The 15,569-nt window shown below is 67.0% G+C and carries 16 protein-coding genes; 14 read left to right on the forward strand and 2 right to left on the reverse strand.

Annotation, left to right across the window (positions count from 1 at the left end; genetic code table 11):
- The first annotated feature begins 9 nt into the window (after positions 1–9).
- The 10 genes from ACZYRS_RS24515 (at position 10) to ACZYRS_RS24560 (ending at position 7,923) form a co-directional block, all read left to right on the forward strand.
- Complete coding sequence (locus ACZYRS_RS24515) at positions 10–678, forward strand: hypothetical protein (RefSeq protein ID WP_463421327.1); 669 nt, start codon at positions 10–12, stop codon at positions 676–678.
- On the forward strand, positions 675–1,196 hold the full coding sequence (locus ACZYRS_RS24520; RefSeq protein WP_463421328.1) for a CHAP domain-containing protein: 522 nt from the start codon (positions 675–677) through the stop codon (positions 1,194–1,196). Before ACZYRS_RS24515 ends, ACZYRS_RS24520 begins: the two co-directional genes overlap by 4 nt.
- Positions 1,197–1,352: 156 nt before the next feature.
- The gene (locus ACZYRS_RS24525; RefSeq protein WP_463421329.1) at positions 1,353–3,428 is read left to right on the forward strand and encodes a DUF3300 domain-containing protein; all 2,076 of its coding nucleotides are present in this window, start codon (positions 1,353–1,355) and stop codon (positions 3,426–3,428) included.
- Between the two features lie 329 nt (positions 3,429–3,757).
- Positions 3,758–4,108 (forward strand): hypothetical protein, encoded by a 351-nt coding sequence (locus tag ACZYRS_RS24530; RefSeq protein WP_463421330.1) that lies wholly within the window; start codon positions 3,758–3,760, stop codon positions 4,106–4,108.
- 115 nt (positions 4,109–4,223) lie between these two features.
- On the forward strand, positions 4,224–4,466 hold the full coding sequence (locus tag ACZYRS_RS24535; protein ID WP_463421331.1) for a hypothetical protein: 243 nt from the start codon (positions 4,224–4,226) through the stop codon (positions 4,464–4,466).
- A 129-nt stretch (positions 4,467–4,595) separates the two neighbouring features.
- Complete coding sequence (locus ACZYRS_RS24540; RefSeq protein ID WP_463421332.1) at positions 4,596–4,784, forward strand: hypothetical protein; 189 nt, start codon at positions 4,596–4,598, stop codon at positions 4,782–4,784.
- A gap of 222 nt (positions 4,785–5,006) precedes the next feature.
- Positions 5,007–5,336, forward strand: a complete 330-nt coding sequence (locus ACZYRS_RS24545; RefSeq protein WP_463421333.1) for a hypothetical protein — start codon at positions 5,007–5,009, stop codon at positions 5,334–5,336.
- 24 nt (positions 5,337–5,360) lie between these two features.
- Positions 5,361–6,119, forward strand: coding sequence for a hypothetical protein (locus ACZYRS_RS24550; RefSeq protein WP_463421334.1), 759 nt, complete (start codon positions 5,361–5,363; stop codon positions 6,117–6,119).
- 98 nt (positions 6,120–6,217) lie between these two features.
- Entirely contained in the window at positions 6,218–6,643 is a 426-nt protein-coding gene (locus ACZYRS_RS24555) for an SgcJ/EcaC family oxidoreductase (protein ID WP_233101991.1), read from the forward strand.
- A gap of 152 nt (positions 6,644–6,795) precedes the next feature.
- Positions 6,796–7,923 (forward strand): sensor histidine kinase, encoded by a 1,128-nt coding sequence (locus tag ACZYRS_RS24560; RefSeq protein ID WP_463421335.1) that lies wholly within the window; start codon positions 6,796–6,798, stop codon positions 7,921–7,923.
- A gap of 78 nt (positions 7,924–8,001) precedes the next feature.
- Here ACZYRS_RS24560 and ACZYRS_RS24565 read toward each other — a convergent pair whose 3' ends face one another.
- On the reverse strand, positions 8,002–9,147 hold the full coding sequence (locus ACZYRS_RS24565; protein WP_463421336.1) for an MFS transporter: 1,146 nt from the start codon (positions 9,145–9,147) through the stop codon (positions 8,002–8,004).
- Between the two features lie 269 nt (positions 9,148–9,416).
- On the reverse strand, positions 9,417–10,130 hold the full coding sequence (locus ACZYRS_RS24570) for a helix-turn-helix domain-containing protein (RefSeq protein WP_463421337.1): 714 nt from the start codon (positions 10,128–10,130) through the stop codon (positions 9,417–9,419).
- 204 nt (positions 10,131–10,334) lie between these two features.
- Between ACZYRS_RS24570 and ACZYRS_RS24575 the strand changes: the two genes are divergently transcribed.
- Genes ACZYRS_RS24575 through ACZYRS_RS24590 form a run of 4 tightly spaced genes read left to right on the forward strand, consistent with a single transcriptional unit; the run spans position 10,335 to position 15,565 of the window.
- A complete protein-coding gene (locus ACZYRS_RS24575) occupies positions 10,335–11,495 on the forward strand; it encodes an NAD(P)/FAD-dependent oxidoreductase (protein ID WP_463421338.1) in 1,161 nt (386 codons plus the stop codon).
- 36 nt (positions 11,496–11,531) lie between these two features.
- Positions 11,532–12,983, forward strand: coding sequence for a M81 family metallopeptidase (locus ACZYRS_RS24580; RefSeq protein ID WP_463421339.1), 1,452 nt, complete (start codon positions 11,532–11,534; stop codon positions 12,981–12,983).
- 41 nt (positions 12,984–13,024) lie between these two features.
- Entirely contained in the window at positions 13,025–14,605 is a 1,581-nt protein-coding gene (locus ACZYRS_RS24585) for an ABC transporter substrate-binding protein (RefSeq protein WP_198788091.1), read from the forward strand.
- 24 nt (positions 14,606–14,629) lie between these two features.
- Positions 14,630–15,565 (forward strand): ABC transporter permease, encoded by a 936-nt coding sequence (locus ACZYRS_RS24590; RefSeq protein ID WP_463421340.1) that lies wholly within the window; start codon positions 14,630–14,632, stop codon positions 15,563–15,565.
- The last annotated feature ends 4 nt before the right edge of the window (positions 15,566–15,569 follow it).

Genomic DNA, 15,569 nt, shown 5'->3' on the forward strand with positions numbered 1-15,569 from the left:
TTGATCACCATGGCCACCGAAGCACGCCCCGGCGGACCGTTCGACAGCCTCGTGGCGATCGTCGCTTCGGCGGCCGCGTCGGTGGTCGCCACGCTTGCGCTGTTCAACTCCTTCCTCTCGGAGCTCGTGCCGCCCATCGAGGGCGCGCAGCTGTCCATCGGCATGGTGTCGTTCGGCACCACCATCGTGCTGCTGGCGTTGAGCCTGTTGATCCGCAAGCGGCTCTCGTCGGCCAACCAACGCTGGCTCGCGGTGCTCGCGCTGGTGTTGCTGGCCGCGGCGTTCTGGGCCTTCTTCACCTACCGCGACGTGGTGCGCACCTATGTCTACGCGTACCCCGCCGAGCGCCCTGCGAGCGAGCAGACGCGCCACATCCGCGGCGAGCTGCACGAGATGGGCGCAAAGCGCAGCAAGGGCATGCGCATCGCCGAGGCCGTGAAGATGTTCGGCGGCCCGCAGCTCGTCGAGAGCCGCGAGCTGCTGTGGGAAGAAAGCGCGCAGCACGCCATGACCGGGCGCCTGGAGCGCTGGTACATGTTTCTCTCGATGCTGCTGACGACCGCGCTCTACGTCGTCGCCATCACCGTGTGGCGCGCGCTGCCGGGCAAGCCGCGCGCCGCACCCGTAAAGAAACCTGCGGCCGCAACGCCGCCATCACCTCCGGAGGAACAGCCATGAAGGAACTCATCGACCAGATGCTCGAGATCGCGCGCACCGAAGTCGGCACGCGCGAAGCGGCCGTCAACAACACCGGCGCGCGCATCGTCGAATACCAGGGCGCCACCTGGCTCGCGCCGGGCGCGTGGCCGTGGTGCGCGGCCTACACCGCGTGGGTCATGCGCGAGTGGCTGGAGAACGAGGCCGTGCGCGAGGCGCTGCACCTGGACTCGTTCTCGCTCGCCGACAAGTGGCGCTGCCGCGATGCCAGCGCCTTCGGCTGGGAGAAGTGGGCACGCCAGCGCAAGCTCCAGGTGCTCGACGAAACGCAGAAGGCGCGCGCCGGCGACTTCGTGGTGTTCGACTTCTCGCACATCGGCATCGTCACCGACGACCAGCCGCTCGCCAGCCGCAAGCTCTCCACCATCGAGGGCAACACCAACGGCAAGGGCGAGCGCGACAGCGTGACGGGCGATGGCGTGTGGGTGAAGGAGCGCGCACCGAGCCTGGCGAAGAGCTACATCCGCATCTTCAGCTGATGGGTCGGCCACGCCCGTTGTGGGCCATGCCCGACACGGGCAGCAGCGCACGGACGACACAGACGGTTGCATCACCGGCGCAGGGTTGGTCATCGCAGACCGTCAGGGACCGTTGAGAGAGTCGGGCGTGACGTCGGCGCCTTGATGGAACTCCAGATGAACCTCCAACGTCCCCCCCATCCGCTGCTGCCCAGATTGCTTGCGGTCTCGCTGTGCATCGGCTCCCTCGCCCTCGCAGGCTGCGACAAGGCCGCGACGCCGAGCCCCGCCGCGGACCCTGCCATCTCGATACCCGCGCCCACGGTGCCGCAAGCACCCGCCGCCGCGCCCGCAGCACCGGTGCCCGTCGCCTACGCGCCGCCCACGGCCGAGCAGCTCTACCAGCTGGTCGCGCCCATCGCGCTCTACCCCGACAAGCTGGTCGCGCAGATCCTCGCCGGCGCCACGTACCCCGAGCAGGTCACCGCCGCGCACGAGTGGCTCGACCAGAACAAGACGCTCAAGGCCGGACCGCTCGCCGATGCGGCCAACCAGCAGCCGTGGGACCCGAGCGTGAAGTCGCTCACCGCGTTTCGCCCCGTGCTCGACCAGCTCGCGGGCAACATCGCGTGGACCGAATCGCTCGGCAAGGCCTACTACAACGACCCGGCCGACGTGATGAACGCGATCCAGGTCATGCGCCAGCGCGCATCGGCCGCGGGCCGCCTGAAGAACAACAACAGGCTGCGCGTTGCGAGCGCCGCCGCGCCGCGCGACTACGTGCCCGCGCCGGACATGCAGCCCGTGTACGGCGGCCCGGCCGTGATCGAGCCGCCGCAGCAGCTGATCACCATCGAGCCCGTGCAGCCCGACGTGGTGTATGTGCCCAGCTATGACCCGCAGGTGATCTACGGCGAGCCCCTGCCCGTGTACCCCGGCTATGCCTACGCACCGCCGCCCGTGGAGGTCGCGCCCGGCTACAGCCGCGGGCAGATTGCTGCGGCCGGTGCGCTGGCGTTCGGCACGGGCGTGATCGTGGGCGCCGCGCTGGAGCGCCACGGCTGGGGCTGGAATTCATGGAACATGAACTGGGGCGCGCCGCGCGACCGCAGGCAGGGCCGCGGGCCCGACCGCGACCGCGTGGCACAGCCGGCCTTCGCGCGGCCGGCGGTGGTCTACAACAACAGCACCTACATCTCGCGCTCGACCACGGTGGTCAACAACAACGTGCGCAACGTCTACAACAACGACCGTGGCGACCGCAACGGCGCGCCGCGTGGCATGCCGCCCGGCGCGCCGCCGCCCAACTTTGCGCAGCAGCAGCAAGCACAGTTCGCGCAGCAGCAGCAGCAACAACAGCAGGCGCGACAGCAGCAGGCCTTGGCGCAACAACAGCAGCAGTCGCAGCAGCAAGCCCAGCAACGCGCGCAGCAACAGGCTCAACAACAACAGGCGCAGCAGTTGCAAGCCCAGCAAGCCCAACAGCAACAGCAAGCCCGGCAGGCGCAACAGCAGCAACGGCAGCAGGACCAGGTACGGCGCCAGCAAGCGCAGCAGGCACAGCAACAGGCCCAACAACAAGCGCGCGCCGCCAACCAGCAACCGCAGCAACAACAAGCCCGTCTCCAGCAGCAACAACAGCAGGAGCAACTGCGGCGCCAGCAGATGGAACAGCAACAGCAGGCACGCAACGCGAGCCAGCAAGCCCAGCAACAGCAGCAGCGCGCGCTGCAGGACCGGCAGCGCCAGCAGCAGCAATCGCAACAAGCTCAACAGGCGCAGCAAGCTCAGCAGGACCAGTCACGGCGCCAGCAGATGCAGCAGCAACAGCAGGCGCAACAGCAAGCCCGCGCGGCCCAGCAGCAACAGGCCCAACAGCAGCAGATACAGCGGCAGCAGGCGCAACAACAACAACAGCAACAACGCCAGCAGCAGGCCCAGAACGAGGGCCGGCAGCAGCAGGAGCAGGCGCGCCGCCAGCAGCAACAACAACAGATGCAGCAACAGGCACAGGCCGCACGCGCGCAGCAGCAACAGGCGATGCAACAACAGCAGCAGCAACGCCAGCAGCAGATGCAGCAACAGCAGCAGCAGGCCCATCAAGCGCAACAGGCACAGATGCGCCAACAGCAACAGGCACAACAGGCGCAGGCGCGACAGCAGCAACAGCAACAGGCTCAACAGCAAGCCGCTGCGGCCGCGGCCCGTCGTCAGCCGGGCGGCCGCCCCGGCGATCCGCGCCAGCAGCCTTGAGCGTGCTGCGCGCGACGGAATCGACATTGCTGCGAAAAGCGTTGCTGTCGCAAGCTTGACTGGCGTCGCCGAGAACGCGTACATTGCCTTCGCCTCGTGATGAGCGAGGCCGGGATTGGCGTCCCGACGACATCTGCGACGAAAGCCGCAGTTACCGCAACAGGTCTGCGGCTTTTTCGTTCCTGCTTCCTTTTTTAGGCGGCTCGAGCGGGAGGGCTCACGCCCTGCCGGTTTTCGCAAGATGTCCCGGTACGCCAACCCGTTCGAGCTGCCGCCCCCGATTGGCGTCGGGTGCGTCGGTTTTTGCAAATCGACATCTTGGGAGGCCCATGGCCACAACTACAAATGCGAGCACCGACGCTGGCTGCTCTTGCGCGTCTTCTTCCTTTTCCGTCGCCCAGTTCAAACCCTTCGAATGGGTCCAGATCGAAGGGCTCGATATCGACCGTCAACGCCGCGCCTCGTTCCTGAACGATGCACGCGACGTGGTGCAAGGCACGCAGACGCTGGCCCAACTGCTCAGCTGGGACGAAGACCGGCGCGACACCGCGTCATCCGATGCAGGCCCGCCCCCGCTGCTGGACGCCTGCCAGCGCGAGGCGCTGCAGCGGCTGCTCGCGGTATCGCTGGGGCTGCTGCACGCGCGGATCGAAGCGCAGTGCGATGCGCTGACGCCGTAGTTCATTCCATCTGAATTCATTGCATGACGGGCTCCGTCAGCGCTCAGCGAGGGGGCTCGTATTGCTGCCAGAAAATGCGCTCGAAGTTTGCGCAACCTAACTACATTAGGGCGTCATGAACATCGGCCTCTGGCTCCTTCTCTACATCGCCAACACAGGCTTTGTGTGGTGGGTCGTCTGGGGCGGGGGCGCCGCATGGTTTGCAGGGTGGCGTTCGCTCGCCATCGTCGACTGGTTGCACGCATACAGCTGGAGTCCGGAGCAGATAGCGCTCTACACACTCATCTGTTGGGTCGGTCACACCATCTGGTTCATCATCGGACTGTTCGTGCCTGAGGCAAGGACACTTTTCTGGTAGCGAAGGTGTGCACTTATGTCGTTCGTCAGGTCTCATGGCGTGTCTGAGCCCACGACACTGATCGTCAGAGGATGGGACGCGTCCCGCGCCTGGTTTCCGGGGATGGACGGCTACGTGAAGGACATGCTCATGAAGCACCTTCAGCTGTCGTCGCCGATGTCGCGCACCGAGGCCAAGGCCATCGTGAAACGTGCTCTGGCAAGGGAGCTTGTGCAAATTGAACTTGCCAACGGACAGTACGCGGATGCGATGCGCCATTGGCTCGAATCCATCGGCGCACAGGTCGAGGTGCTCAACGGCGAGAGGAGTCTCAAGTGATACCTCGGAATTTGAATCGACCTGTTGTCGGCCGACACGGGGCGAGAGCCATGAGCTTCATTCGTTGGTCCGCCGCATTCGCATCGCTGGCGCTTGCCGGCTGCTTCTTCTCCAAGCCCGTCCTGGTCGACGAAGGATGCCCGTCTGTCTGACGGACAACGATCAGGTGCACTTGCGATGACCGGTGCCGGCAAGCACAACATGCAGTCGAAGGAGGCTTGAATGGACGACGTTGTTCGCGGCATAGAGGCCATCTGGAAAGTCCAGAGCCTGCGGCCCTGGCTCCTGGGCAGCATCGCAATGGCATTGGCGATCGGCGGCTTGGTGGCCGCCATGCATTCGTGGGCGCGCCGCAAGGGCGCGGACGATGCAATCGAGCGGCGGGTACATCCAGCCTTGCGTTTTGCGATATCGCTGTTGCTCGGATTGGGGTGTGCCGCCGAGCTGGTGCGCAACGATGTGCAGTGGCCGGTCCCTGTGGCAGGAATCGCGCTCTCCATCTTCTTCGTGGCGTTTTTCGGAATCCAGGTGTTGCGCGGTACGCGCGAGTAGAAGCGATCGAACGGAGATAGCGAAATGCATGGCACTCTTCATCGCGGCTGCATCGCATTGATCGCCAGCTGCATGGTGGCGGGAAGCGCCTTGGGCGCAAGCAAAGCAAGAAGGGGCGACACGCTCACCGCACCATGCAAAGAGCTTCCCATCGGAAAGAGCCTTGCCGTGCAATACCACCCGACGGATGGCTCGACATACCTCGTCGCCCAGGTGTGGGTGTCGGTTGCAGACGCAGAGCGCGGACTGCGCGCTTCGGCAAGGAAGCGGATGTACGGTGGTCCCTATGCCGTCGGCAATGTCCTGATCCCGCAGCGCGGTCAGTTCTCGATGGAGGACCAGATCGCGATCAAGGAGCGCGGCGCCACGCGTCGTGGTAACGGCTTCGGGGCGTCGGCTTATCGCGAACTGATGCAGCGCCCGCTCGATCCGGGGGAGCGCCAGTACATGCTGGCGCCCGATACGACAACGAATGCGGGCGATGGCACTCTGGCGTACTGGCAAACCGCCTCGTACACGGTGAACGGCAAGCCGGCGACGATCTCATCGAACTTCGTCGTGTCCTTGCGAGCCCTTGGTCCCTCGAAGACGGAACTCAGCGTTTACCAGCCCCGCGTGAAGATTTTCGTCGGACGAAGAGTCGCGATGAATGTCCACACCTTCACGCCCTACGTCGACTGCCGCGAACAGTCCGATGACCGAACGGTTCCCGAGGATCTCGACGCGGTGATGCAGTGGGCACGCGATGCCATCCATGCAGCGCCGCCCCTTGGTGCAAATTGAGAGGCTTCGTTGAAGCGCCCGGCATCGAGCCCTACGCGGCCGGGGGCTTTCTGCCCATGATCTCCATGCAACGGCTTGCAAGAACCCATATGACACCGATGAAACAACCCGAAGACGCGCCCCTCGCATTCCAGACCGCCTGGAACAGCCACGACATGGCCGCCCTCGGCGCGCTGTTCCATGAGGACGCGACGTTCGTGAACAGGTTCGGCCACTATGTTCGCGGCGCCGAGAAGATCGTCGAACTGCACACGCCCATCCACGCCACCATCTACAGCGACTCCACGCTCCAGAACGAGTTGATCGACATGGCCGAGATCGGCGACGGCGTGGCGGTCACGCATTTCTGGAGCCGCCTCACCGCTGGTGCGGCGCACCCGGCGGGCCCGCACGCCGTCGACACGCTGATCCTTGCCGTGCTGACGCGGCAGGCCGGCGAGTGGCGGATCAAGGCGCTGGAGAACGTCACGCTGACGAACCCTCGCACAGGGGAAATCGTGTTGAGGGACGACCGGCGCTCCTGATCGCGCGGCGGCGCTTCTTCGACCTGCCCGTTCCGATATCGAACCCGGGCCTCGAAGAACACTGTTGGTAGGGGGCTCGGTACAACTGGTCGCAATGGCCTCGTGGCGTACGATGGGTCGCGGTCCACCCCGGACATGCAAGGACCATTTCCATGCGCCTGGCGGACTTCATCGACGCGAACGTCGAACCCATTCTTTCGTCCGCCGAGGCATTTGCCGCGACCATGCTGCCCGCCTCCTCGCACCTCGATGCGGAGGCCCTGCGCGATCACATGCCCATGATCCTGGCCGCGGTGGCGAAGGACCTGCGCTCGGCCCAGACAAGCCACGAGCAACTGGCCAAATCGCTCGGCCAGCAGCCGCACATCCACGGCGCGCCTGAAACCGCCGCGCAGACCCACGCGCTGCTGCGGGCCAAGGCCGGCTTCGACATTGCCCAGCTCGTGGCCGAGTACCGGGCGCTGCGGGCTTCCGTGCTGAGCCTGTGGTTCGAGAGCGGCAAGATGGGCGACGCACAGACGCAGGACGACCTGATCCGCTTCAACGAGGCCATCGACCAGGCGGTCGCGGAGTCGGTGACCTACTTCACCGCCGAGATGGACCGGTGGCGCCACGTCTTCCTCGGCGTGCTCGGACACGATCTGCGCGGCCCGCTCAACGCCATCCTTCTCACGGCCGAGGTGCTTTCGAAGATGACCACCGAGGCGCCATTGGAGCGGCACACGGTGCGTCTGATCCAGAGCGGCAAGCGCATGAAGACGCTGCTGGACGACCTGCTCGACTTCAGCCGCGCCTCGCTCGGCCTGGGCTTGAGCCTGCACCTCACGCCGGTCGATCTTGCGAGCGTCTGCGCCGAAGAGGTCGAACTGCTTCGCGCCGCCCTGCCCAACGCCGAGATCAGTTTCCGCTCGGCGGGAGAAACCGCCGGCAGCTTCGACGGATCGCGCGTGCGCGAGGTCCTGGGCAACCTGGTCAGCAACGCCGCGCGCTACGGCACGCAAAAGGCGGTGATCGACGTGGCGCTGGTCGGCGACGAACGCGACGTGCGGCTTTCGGTGACGAACACCGGGGAGCCGATCCCCGAGGAACACGTCCAGGCGCTGTTCGAGCCGTTGCGAAGAGGTCGCCCGTCGGACGAACTTGCCGAGTCCGCCAACCTCGGGCTCGGGCTGTTCATCGTGAGGGAGATCGCCAAGGCGCACGGCGGAGAAATCACGGTGACCTCCGCGGGCGGCACCACGGTCTTCACGCTGATGCTGCCGCGCTCGGCGGCCCAGTAACCGCAGCGGCCGGGCACAACGAACGCCGGGCAATGGAAGGAACGCGGACACGTTCCCCGAGCGCGGGAGACCACGGCGCTATTCGCTGCGGTCCAGCCGCAGCGACGGCAGCAGGCACAGCGCCACGCAGGTCGCGCCGGCACCCACGAGAAATGCCGCGGTGATGCCGAACCACTGGATCGCGAAGCCGACGACGGGCCCGGTCACGCCCATCGCGATATCGGCGAAGGCGATGAAGTTGCCCACCGCGCGGCCGCGCTGCTCGGACGGCACGGACTGCGTCGCGAGCACGCCCATCGCGGGGAACACAAGCGAGAAGCCCAGGCCCGTGAGCGTCGCGCCCAGAAGCGCCATGCCCGGCGCATGCGCGCCCCAGACGAGCAGTTGCCCGATGGCCTCGAACACCAGTGAGCCGATGGCAACGCGCGTAGCACCGAAGCGGTCCGGCAGGCCCGAGCCGACCAGCCGCACGAGCACGTAGGCCGCGCCGAAACCGATGAGCGCCGTGCCCGCATGCGGCCAGCCGTGCGCGGCGTAGTCGAGCGTGAGGAACGCGGCCATCGCGGCATAAGGCACGGTGGCCAGCGCGAGCACGAGGCCCGGCCGCCAGATCAACCCGAGCACGCGGTGAAACGCCACGCGCTGCCCACCGGCGCCGGGAACGGCCGGCAGGCGCAAAGCGATGGCCCAGGCGAGCATCGGCGTGAGCACCGTCAAGGCGCCGACGCCGACGAAGCCATACGCCGCCTGCACAACCAGCCCGAGCGATGCACCGAGACCGAGCGCGGCGTAGATCGCGATGCCCGTCCAGGACATGACCTTGCCCGTGCGCGCGGGGCCCACGCGCGCGATGCCCCAGCTCATCAAGCCGGTGAGAAAGAGGCTCTCGCCGAGGCCCGCCACCAGCCGGCCGAGCACCAGCACGGCGAGCTTTGCAGAAGGGTCGATGGGCAGCACGCTCGACAGGCCATAGGCCAGGCCCGAGCAGGCCGTGAGCGGAAGCCCGAGCAGCACGGCAGTGCGTGGCCCGCGCTGGTCGCACAGCGTGCCCGCCCGATGGCGTGTGAGCAATGTGGCGAGCGACTGCAGGCCGATGGTCCAGCCCACGGCGGCCGCGCCGAAGCCCAGGTGGTCGCGCACATGGAGCGCGAGCGCCGCCAGGGGAACGCTGATTGCAAGGAATCCGAGGAAGACCGCCAGCACCACGGGCGCAAGCCCCGTCAAAGCTGAGGGGGTCCCGAACGGGCGAACGGATGCAGGGGAAAAATTTGATGTCATGCCAAGGCGCGTCTTTATGGATCGAGATATTCCCTACTGGGATCCTCTCGACAAAGGACGCGTTGGATGACGGTAACGCTTACGACAGTGCCGTGGAGGCGCTGCGGCGGCGACTATAACTTCGCCGCTTCGATGCGGTCAATAACCTTTGTGCGGGCCGGTTGTTCGTTCGCTCGCGACGCGTTGCGCCTCGCGAGGATCGGCGAGTCGCCTTGTCAGCCCTTGCCGCCGCGTCCAGATTTTTTCGCCGCCGCCACCTTGCGCACCGTCTTGAACACAGGCGCCTCACGCGCCGACTTCATGTGCCCGCTCTCCCCCGAAGTCACCCCGACGATCTTCGCGAGCTGCCGGCTCACGCTCACGTACGCATGGCCGATGCTGCTGTCGTAGTACAGCGAATCGCCGCGCGCCAGGTGCACCACTTCGCCCGTGTCGAAGTGCACATCGATCTCGCCCGAGAGCACATAGGCGAACTCTTCGCCTGGGTGCCGCGCAAAGTCGTCCGGTCCGTTGATGCGGCGCGCGTGCACCGTGCCGACGACCGGGCTCATCTGCTTGCCGGCGGCCGAGGTGCCGAGGAACTCGTAGGCGAACGAGAGGCCGCGGTAGACCACGCCCTTGCCCGCGCGCGTGACCACGGGCCCATCGAACTGCGCGGGCTTGACGCCGGCGCCCGCGAACATCGCGTTCATGTCCATCTCGAGCGCGCGGCCCAGCGCGGCGAAGTTCTCGTAACCCAGCGCGAGCTGGCCGCGCTCGGCACGCGAGATGGTGGTGATCGACACGCCCGATCGTTCGGCCAGCTGCGCCAGCGTCCAGCCGAAGCGCTTGCGCGCGGTGCGCAGGCGGTGACCGAAAGTGGTGCGGTCCAGCGTGGGCGCCTCGTCTTTTTGCTTCGTCCCCGGCTTGGTCGCTGTGTGTGGATTCACGCTTGGCTTTCTCTTTGTGGTGCATGGCGATTCTGCCAGCGGGGCCGCCCGCCATCCATGCCAACCCGGATGACGCAGGCGCGGAAGTTGCGTATACGCAAATTGCATTGACGCAAATTTCCCCGATGCGGTGCACCATGGTTTCCCCTTGGTGCGCTGTAAATAATTTGCGTATCCGCAAATTTCTTCCTACACTTTTCGGCAATGACCTTCAGTACAACAGCGCCCACGGTGGCCGACTACCTCGTGATCGGCGGCGGCATTGCCGGGGCTTCGGTGGCCCACTGGCTCGCCCCGCATGCCCGCGTGATCCTGCTCGAACGCGAAGCCCAGCCGGGCTACCACTCGACCGGCCGCTCGGCCGCGCTCTTCATGGAAAGCTACGGCACGCCGCAGGTGCGCGCCCTCACCATGGCGAGCCGCGCGTTTCTCCAACATCCGCCCGAAGGCTTCTCGGAGCACCCGCTGCTCACGCCGCGCGGTGCGCTGATGGTCGGCGGCTCGGCGCAGCTCGCCGAGCTCGATGCCCATTGGGACGTGCTGCGCGCCATGGACACAGGTGCCAAACGCCTGAGCAGCGAGGAAGCCCTCGCGATGGTGCCCGCCCTGCGCCCCGAGCAAGTGGCCGGCGCCGTGTACGAGCCCGATGCGGCCGACATGGACGTGCACGCCATCCACCAGGGGTACCTGCGCGGCATGCGCCGTGCCGGCGGCAAGCTCGTGTGCGATGCGGGCGTCACGTCCATGGAGCGCATCGGCGACGTGTGGCGCGTCGTGGCCGGCGGCAACGTCTACGAAGCGCCGGTTGTGCTCAACGCCGCGGGCGCCTGGGTCGACACGGTCGCCAAGCTCGCGGGCGTGCGGCCGCTGGGCATCGAGCCGCGCCGCCGCTCGGCGTTCATCTTCGCGCCGCCCGAGGGCCAGAGCGTCGCGCACTGGCCCATGGTCTTCAATGCCGGCGAGGGCTGGTACATCAAGCCCGACGCCGGCATGCTGCTCGCCTCGCCGGCCAATGCCGACCCGGTCGATCCGCAGGACGTGCAGCCCGAGGAGATGGACATCGCCATCGCGATCCACCGCATCGAGGAGGCGACCACGCTCGCCATCCGACGACCCACGCGCACCTGGGCGGGCCTGCGCTCCTTCGTGGCCGATGGCGATCTCGTGGGCGGCTTCGAGCCCGATGCGCCCGGCTTCTTCTGGGTCGCGGCGCAGGGCGGTTACGGCATCCAGACCTCGGCCGCCATGGGCGAAGCCTGCGCGGCGCTCGCACGCGGACTGCCGCTGCCCGAGCGCATCGCGGGCTTCGGGCTCACGGCCGAGATGCTCGGACCGCAGCGGCTGCGCGCCACGGCCGCCGCCTGACAAGAACACCCCACAACCCTCACAGAGTCCATCCCCATGCGTGTCTTCAGTGCCTCCCTCGCCACCGAAACCAACACCTTCGGTCCGATGCCCACCGGCCTCTCCTCCTTCAAGGACCGCGGCCACTTCCCCGCCGGCAAGCACCCCGATGCGATGACGCTGTTCTCGGGCCCGCTGTGGGCCGCGCGCATGCGCGGTGCGGACAGGGGCTGGCAGCTGTTCGAAGGCATGGTGGCCGGCGCGCAGCCCAGCGGCACGACCACGCGCCACGCCTACGAAACCCTGCGCGACGAGTTGCTCGACGACCTGCGCGCCGTGCTGCCGGTGGACATGGTGCTGCTCGGCCTGCACGGCGCGATGGTGGCCGACGGCTACGACGACTGCGAAGGCGACCTGCTGGCGCGCGTGCGGCAGATCGTCGGGCCGAAGGTGGTGATCGGCGCCGAGCTCGATCCGCACAACCACCTCACGCCCGAGATGGTCGCCAACTCGGACCTGATGATCTCCTTCAAGGAGTACCCGCACACCGACGTTCTGGAGCGCGGGCTGGAGCTGGTGGACATCTGCGCCGCGATGGTCGAAGGCAAGGTCAAGCCCACGGCCGCGGTCGTCGACTGCGACATGATTGTCACGGTGCACACCTCGCGCGAACCTGCGCTCGGCTTCGTCAAGCGCATGCAATCGCTCGAAGGCAAGGACGGCGTGCTCTCGGTTTCGCTCACGCACGGCTTCTCGTGGGGTGACGTGCCGGAGATGGGCACCAAGGTGCTGGTCTATACCGATGGCGACCAGGCCAAAGCTGATGCGCTCGCGCGCCAGCTGGCGGACGAAGTGATCGCGATGCGCGACGGCCTCACCGTGAACTACCCGAGCATCGACGCCTCGCTCGACGAAGCGCTGGCCTTCGACGGCGGCCCCGTGGTGCTGTCCGATGGCGCCGACAACCCCGGCGGCGGCGCGGCGAGCGACTCCACCTTCATCCTGCGCCGCATGGTCGAGCGCGGCATCGCCAATGCGGCGCTCGGCCCGCTGTGGGACCCGATCGCGGTGCGCATCGCCTTCGATGCGGGCGTGGGCGCGAAGCTCGCGATGCGCATCGGCGGCAAGATCAGCCCGCTCTCGGGCGATCCGCTCGATGTGGAATGCACCGTGAAGGCACTCAAGCGCGACCTGGTGATGACGGGCCTTGCGGGCACGCCCACACCGATGGGCGACTGCGCGCTCATCGAAACCAACGGCATCCAGATCGTGCTGATCACGCTGCGCAACCAGGCGATGGGCACCGACCTCTTCACGCAGCTGGGCTGCGATCTGGCCGCGAAAAAAATCATCGTCGTGAAGTCGTCGCAGCACTTCTATGCGTCGTACTCGAAGGTCGCGAAGCACGTGATCTACGCGGGTGCGCCAGGCGCCGTGACGCTCGACCTCAACACCCTGCCCTACAAGAAGGCGCGCCTGCCCAAGTGGCCGATCGGCGTCGCCGCGTGATTCCCTTTTCTTTTTTCTTTCGCCCACCCGGAGTACCGACGATGAAACGACGAACGCTTGCCGCCTTTGCCGCCCTGGCGCTTTGCGCCGTGAGCCTCCCGGCCCTCGCCCAGACACCCGCGCCCAAGACGCTCAAGGTGGTGGCGCATGCGGACCTGAAGATCCTCGACCCGACCTTCACCACCGCCTACATCTCGCGCAACTTCGGCTACATGGTCTACGACACGCTGTTCGCGCAGGATTCGAGCGGCAAGCCGCAGCCGCAGATGGTCGAGAAGTACACGTCGTCCAAAGACGGCAAGCAGTGGAGCTTCACGCTGCGCCCGGGCCTGAAGTTCTCCGACGGCAGCGCCGTGACCTCGGCCGATGCGGTCGCCTCGCTGCAGCGCTGGGCCGCGCGCGACAGCCTGGGCCGCGCGATGACCGCGAGCGGCGGCGAGTGGAAACAGGTCGATGCGCGCACCTTCACGCTCACGCTCACCGAGCCCTTCGGCATGGTGCTCGACGCGCTGGCCAAGCCCTCGGGCTTTCCGCCGGTGGTGCTGCCCGAGCGACTGGCCAAGCTGCCTGCCACCGCGCCGCTCACCGAGGTGCTGGGCTCGGGCCCCTTCATCTTCAAGCGCGACGAGTGGGTGCCGGGCAACAAGGCGGTGTTCGTGCGCAACCCCAACTACGTCGCGCGCAGCGAGCCGCCCAACGGCCTCGCGGGCAGCAAGAAGAGCAACTTCGATCGCGTCGAGTGGCTGTACCTGCCTGATTCGAACAGCGCCATCGCGGCGCTCAAGCGCGGCGAGGTCGACCTGGTCGAGCAACTGCAGCCCGACTACATCGCACCGCTGCGCACCGACAGCACGGTGAAGATCGGCTCGGGCGGCGCCTACCAGGGCTTCCTGGTGATGAACCAGCTGCACCCGCCCTTCAACAACCCGAAGGTGCGACAGGCGCTGTTGCAGGCGGTGAACCAGGAGCGCTTCGTCGCGGCCATGGGCTATCCGCTGGACATGCGGATGGCCTACTGCCCGACCTTCTTCATCTGCGGCAGCCCCAACGAAACCTCGGCCGGCGCCGAGCCCTACCGCAAGGCCGACGTGGCCAAGGCCAAGAAGATGCTGGCCGATGCGGGCTACAAGGGCGAGAAGGTGGTGCTGCTGGTGCCGAGCGACGTGCCCTACCTGAACGCCGAGGCGCTGATGGCCGCGCAGACGATGAAGAGCATCGGCATCAACGTCGATGCGCAGAACCTGGACTGGGCCTCCATCGGCGCGCGCCGCGCCAAACGCGATGCGCCCGAGGCCGGCGGCTGGAACATGTACGTGACGGTGGCCGGCGAGTTCGATGCCAACTCGCCGATCAGCAACGCCTACCTGGGCGCGGCCTGCGGCAACACGCTGCCCGGCTGGCCCTGCGACAAGCAGCTGGACGACCTGCGCACCGCGTGGCTGAAGGAGACGGTGCCCGCCAAGCGCCGCGAACTGCTCGATGCCTTCCAGGCCCGCGCCTACGAGGCGGTGCCGTACATCAACGCGGGCCAGTACTCGGCCGCCTTCGCCGCGCGCGCCAACCTGAAGGGGCTGGACAAGCTCTGGGCCGGCATGCCGATGTTCTGGGCGCTGGACCGCTAACGGCTTCGCGACGCGCGCACTGCCATGGGCTACATCGTTCGACGCTTTCTCTCGACGCTTCCCGTCATGGCGGTGGTGGCCGTGGTGGTGTTCCTGCTGATCCACCTGTCGCCGGGCGATCCGGCCGCGCTGATTGCGGGCGACCTCGCGAGTGTGGAAGACATCGAGAAGCTGCGCGCCGCGCTCGGGCTGAACCTGCCGCTGTGGCAGCAGTTCGCGGTGTGGCTGGGCAAGCTCTTCACCGGCGACCTGGGCACCTCGATCTTCACGCAGGTGCCGGTGTCGAAACTGCTGGGCCAGCGGCTGGAGCCCACGGTGTCGATCGCGGCGCTCACCATGCTCATCACGCTGGTGGTCGCGGTGCCGCTGGGCACGCTCGCGGCCTACCGCGCGGGCAGCTGGGTCGACCGGCTGGTGATGGTGTTCGCGGTGCTCGCGTTCTCGGTGCCGGTGTTCCTGGTGGGCTATCTGCTGATCTATGCGTTCGCGATCCAGCTGCCGTGGTTTCCGGTGCAGGGCTATGTGCGCTTTGCCGAGGGGCCGGGCGAATGGCTGCGCTCGCTGGTGCTGCCGTGCGTGAACCTGGCGCTCGTGTACATCGCGCTCGTGACGCGCATGACGCGCGCCACGGTGCTCGAAGTGCTGCACGAGGACTACATCCGCACCGCGCGCGCCAAGGGCCTGGGCGTGCTGCCGGTGCTGGGGCATGCGCTGCGCAATGCGGCCATTCCGATCGCGACGACCATCGGCGTGGGCATTGCGCTCTTGATCGGCGGCGTGGTGGTCACCGAGACGGTGTTCGCCATTCCGGGCGTAGGGCGCCTGGTCATCGATTCGGTGCAGCGCCACGACTACCCGGTGATCCAGAGCGTGCTGCTGCTGTCGGCGGGTGTGTACGTGCTGATCAACCTGCTGATCGATTTGAGCTACCGCCTGTTCGATCCGCGCATCCAGTACTGAACGA

The sequence above is a fragment of the Variovorax sp. AC194 genome (assembly GCF_979257995.1).

Coding starts and splice junctions, on each gene's coding strand:
- ACZYRS_RS24515 (WP_463421327.1), top strand. CDS start 10: ATGGCCACCGAAGCACGCCCCGGCGGACCGTTCGACAGCCTCGTGGCG.
- ACZYRS_RS24520 (WP_463421328.1), top strand. CDS start 675: ATGAAGGAACTCATCGACCAGATGCTCGAGATCGCGCGCACCGAAGTC.
- ACZYRS_RS24525 (WP_463421329.1), top strand. CDS start 1,353: ATGAACCTCCAACGTCCCCCCCATCCGCTGCTGCCCAGATTGCTTGCG.
- ACZYRS_RS24530 (WP_463421330.1), top strand. CDS start 3,758: ATGGCCACAACTACAAATGCGAGCACCGACGCTGGCTGCTCTTGCGCG.
- ACZYRS_RS24535 (WP_463421331.1), top strand. CDS start 4,224: ATGAACATCGGCCTCTGGCTCCTTCTCTACATCGCCAACACAGGCTTT.
- ACZYRS_RS24540 (WP_463421332.1), top strand. CDS start 4,596: ATGAAGCACCTTCAGCTGTCGTCGCCGATGTCGCGCACCGAGGCCAAG.
- ACZYRS_RS24545 (WP_463421333.1), top strand. CDS start 5,007: ATGGACGACGTTGTTCGCGGCATAGAGGCCATCTGGAAAGTCCAGAGC.
- ACZYRS_RS24550 (WP_463421334.1), top strand. CDS start 5,361: ATGCATGGCACTCTTCATCGCGGCTGCATCGCATTGATCGCCAGCTGC.
- ACZYRS_RS24555 (WP_233101991.1), top strand. CDS start 6,218: ATGAAACAACCCGAAGACGCGCCCCTCGCATTCCAGACCGCCTGGAAC.
- ACZYRS_RS24560 (WP_463421335.1), top strand. CDS start 6,796: ATGCGCCTGGCGGACTTCATCGACGCGAACGTCGAACCCATTCTTTCG.
- ACZYRS_RS24575 (WP_463421338.1), top strand. CDS start 10,335: ATGACCTTCAGTACAACAGCGCCCACGGTGGCCGACTACCTCGTGATC.
- ACZYRS_RS24580 (WP_463421339.1), top strand. CDS start 11,532: ATGCGTGTCTTCAGTGCCTCCCTCGCCACCGAAACCAACACCTTCGGT.
- ACZYRS_RS24585 (WP_198788091.1), top strand. CDS start 13,025: ATGAAACGACGAACGCTTGCCGCCTTTGCCGCCCTGGCGCTTTGCGCC.
- ACZYRS_RS24590 (WP_463421340.1), top strand. CDS start 14,630: ATGGGCTACATCGTTCGACGCTTTCTCTCGACGCTTCCCGTCATGGCG.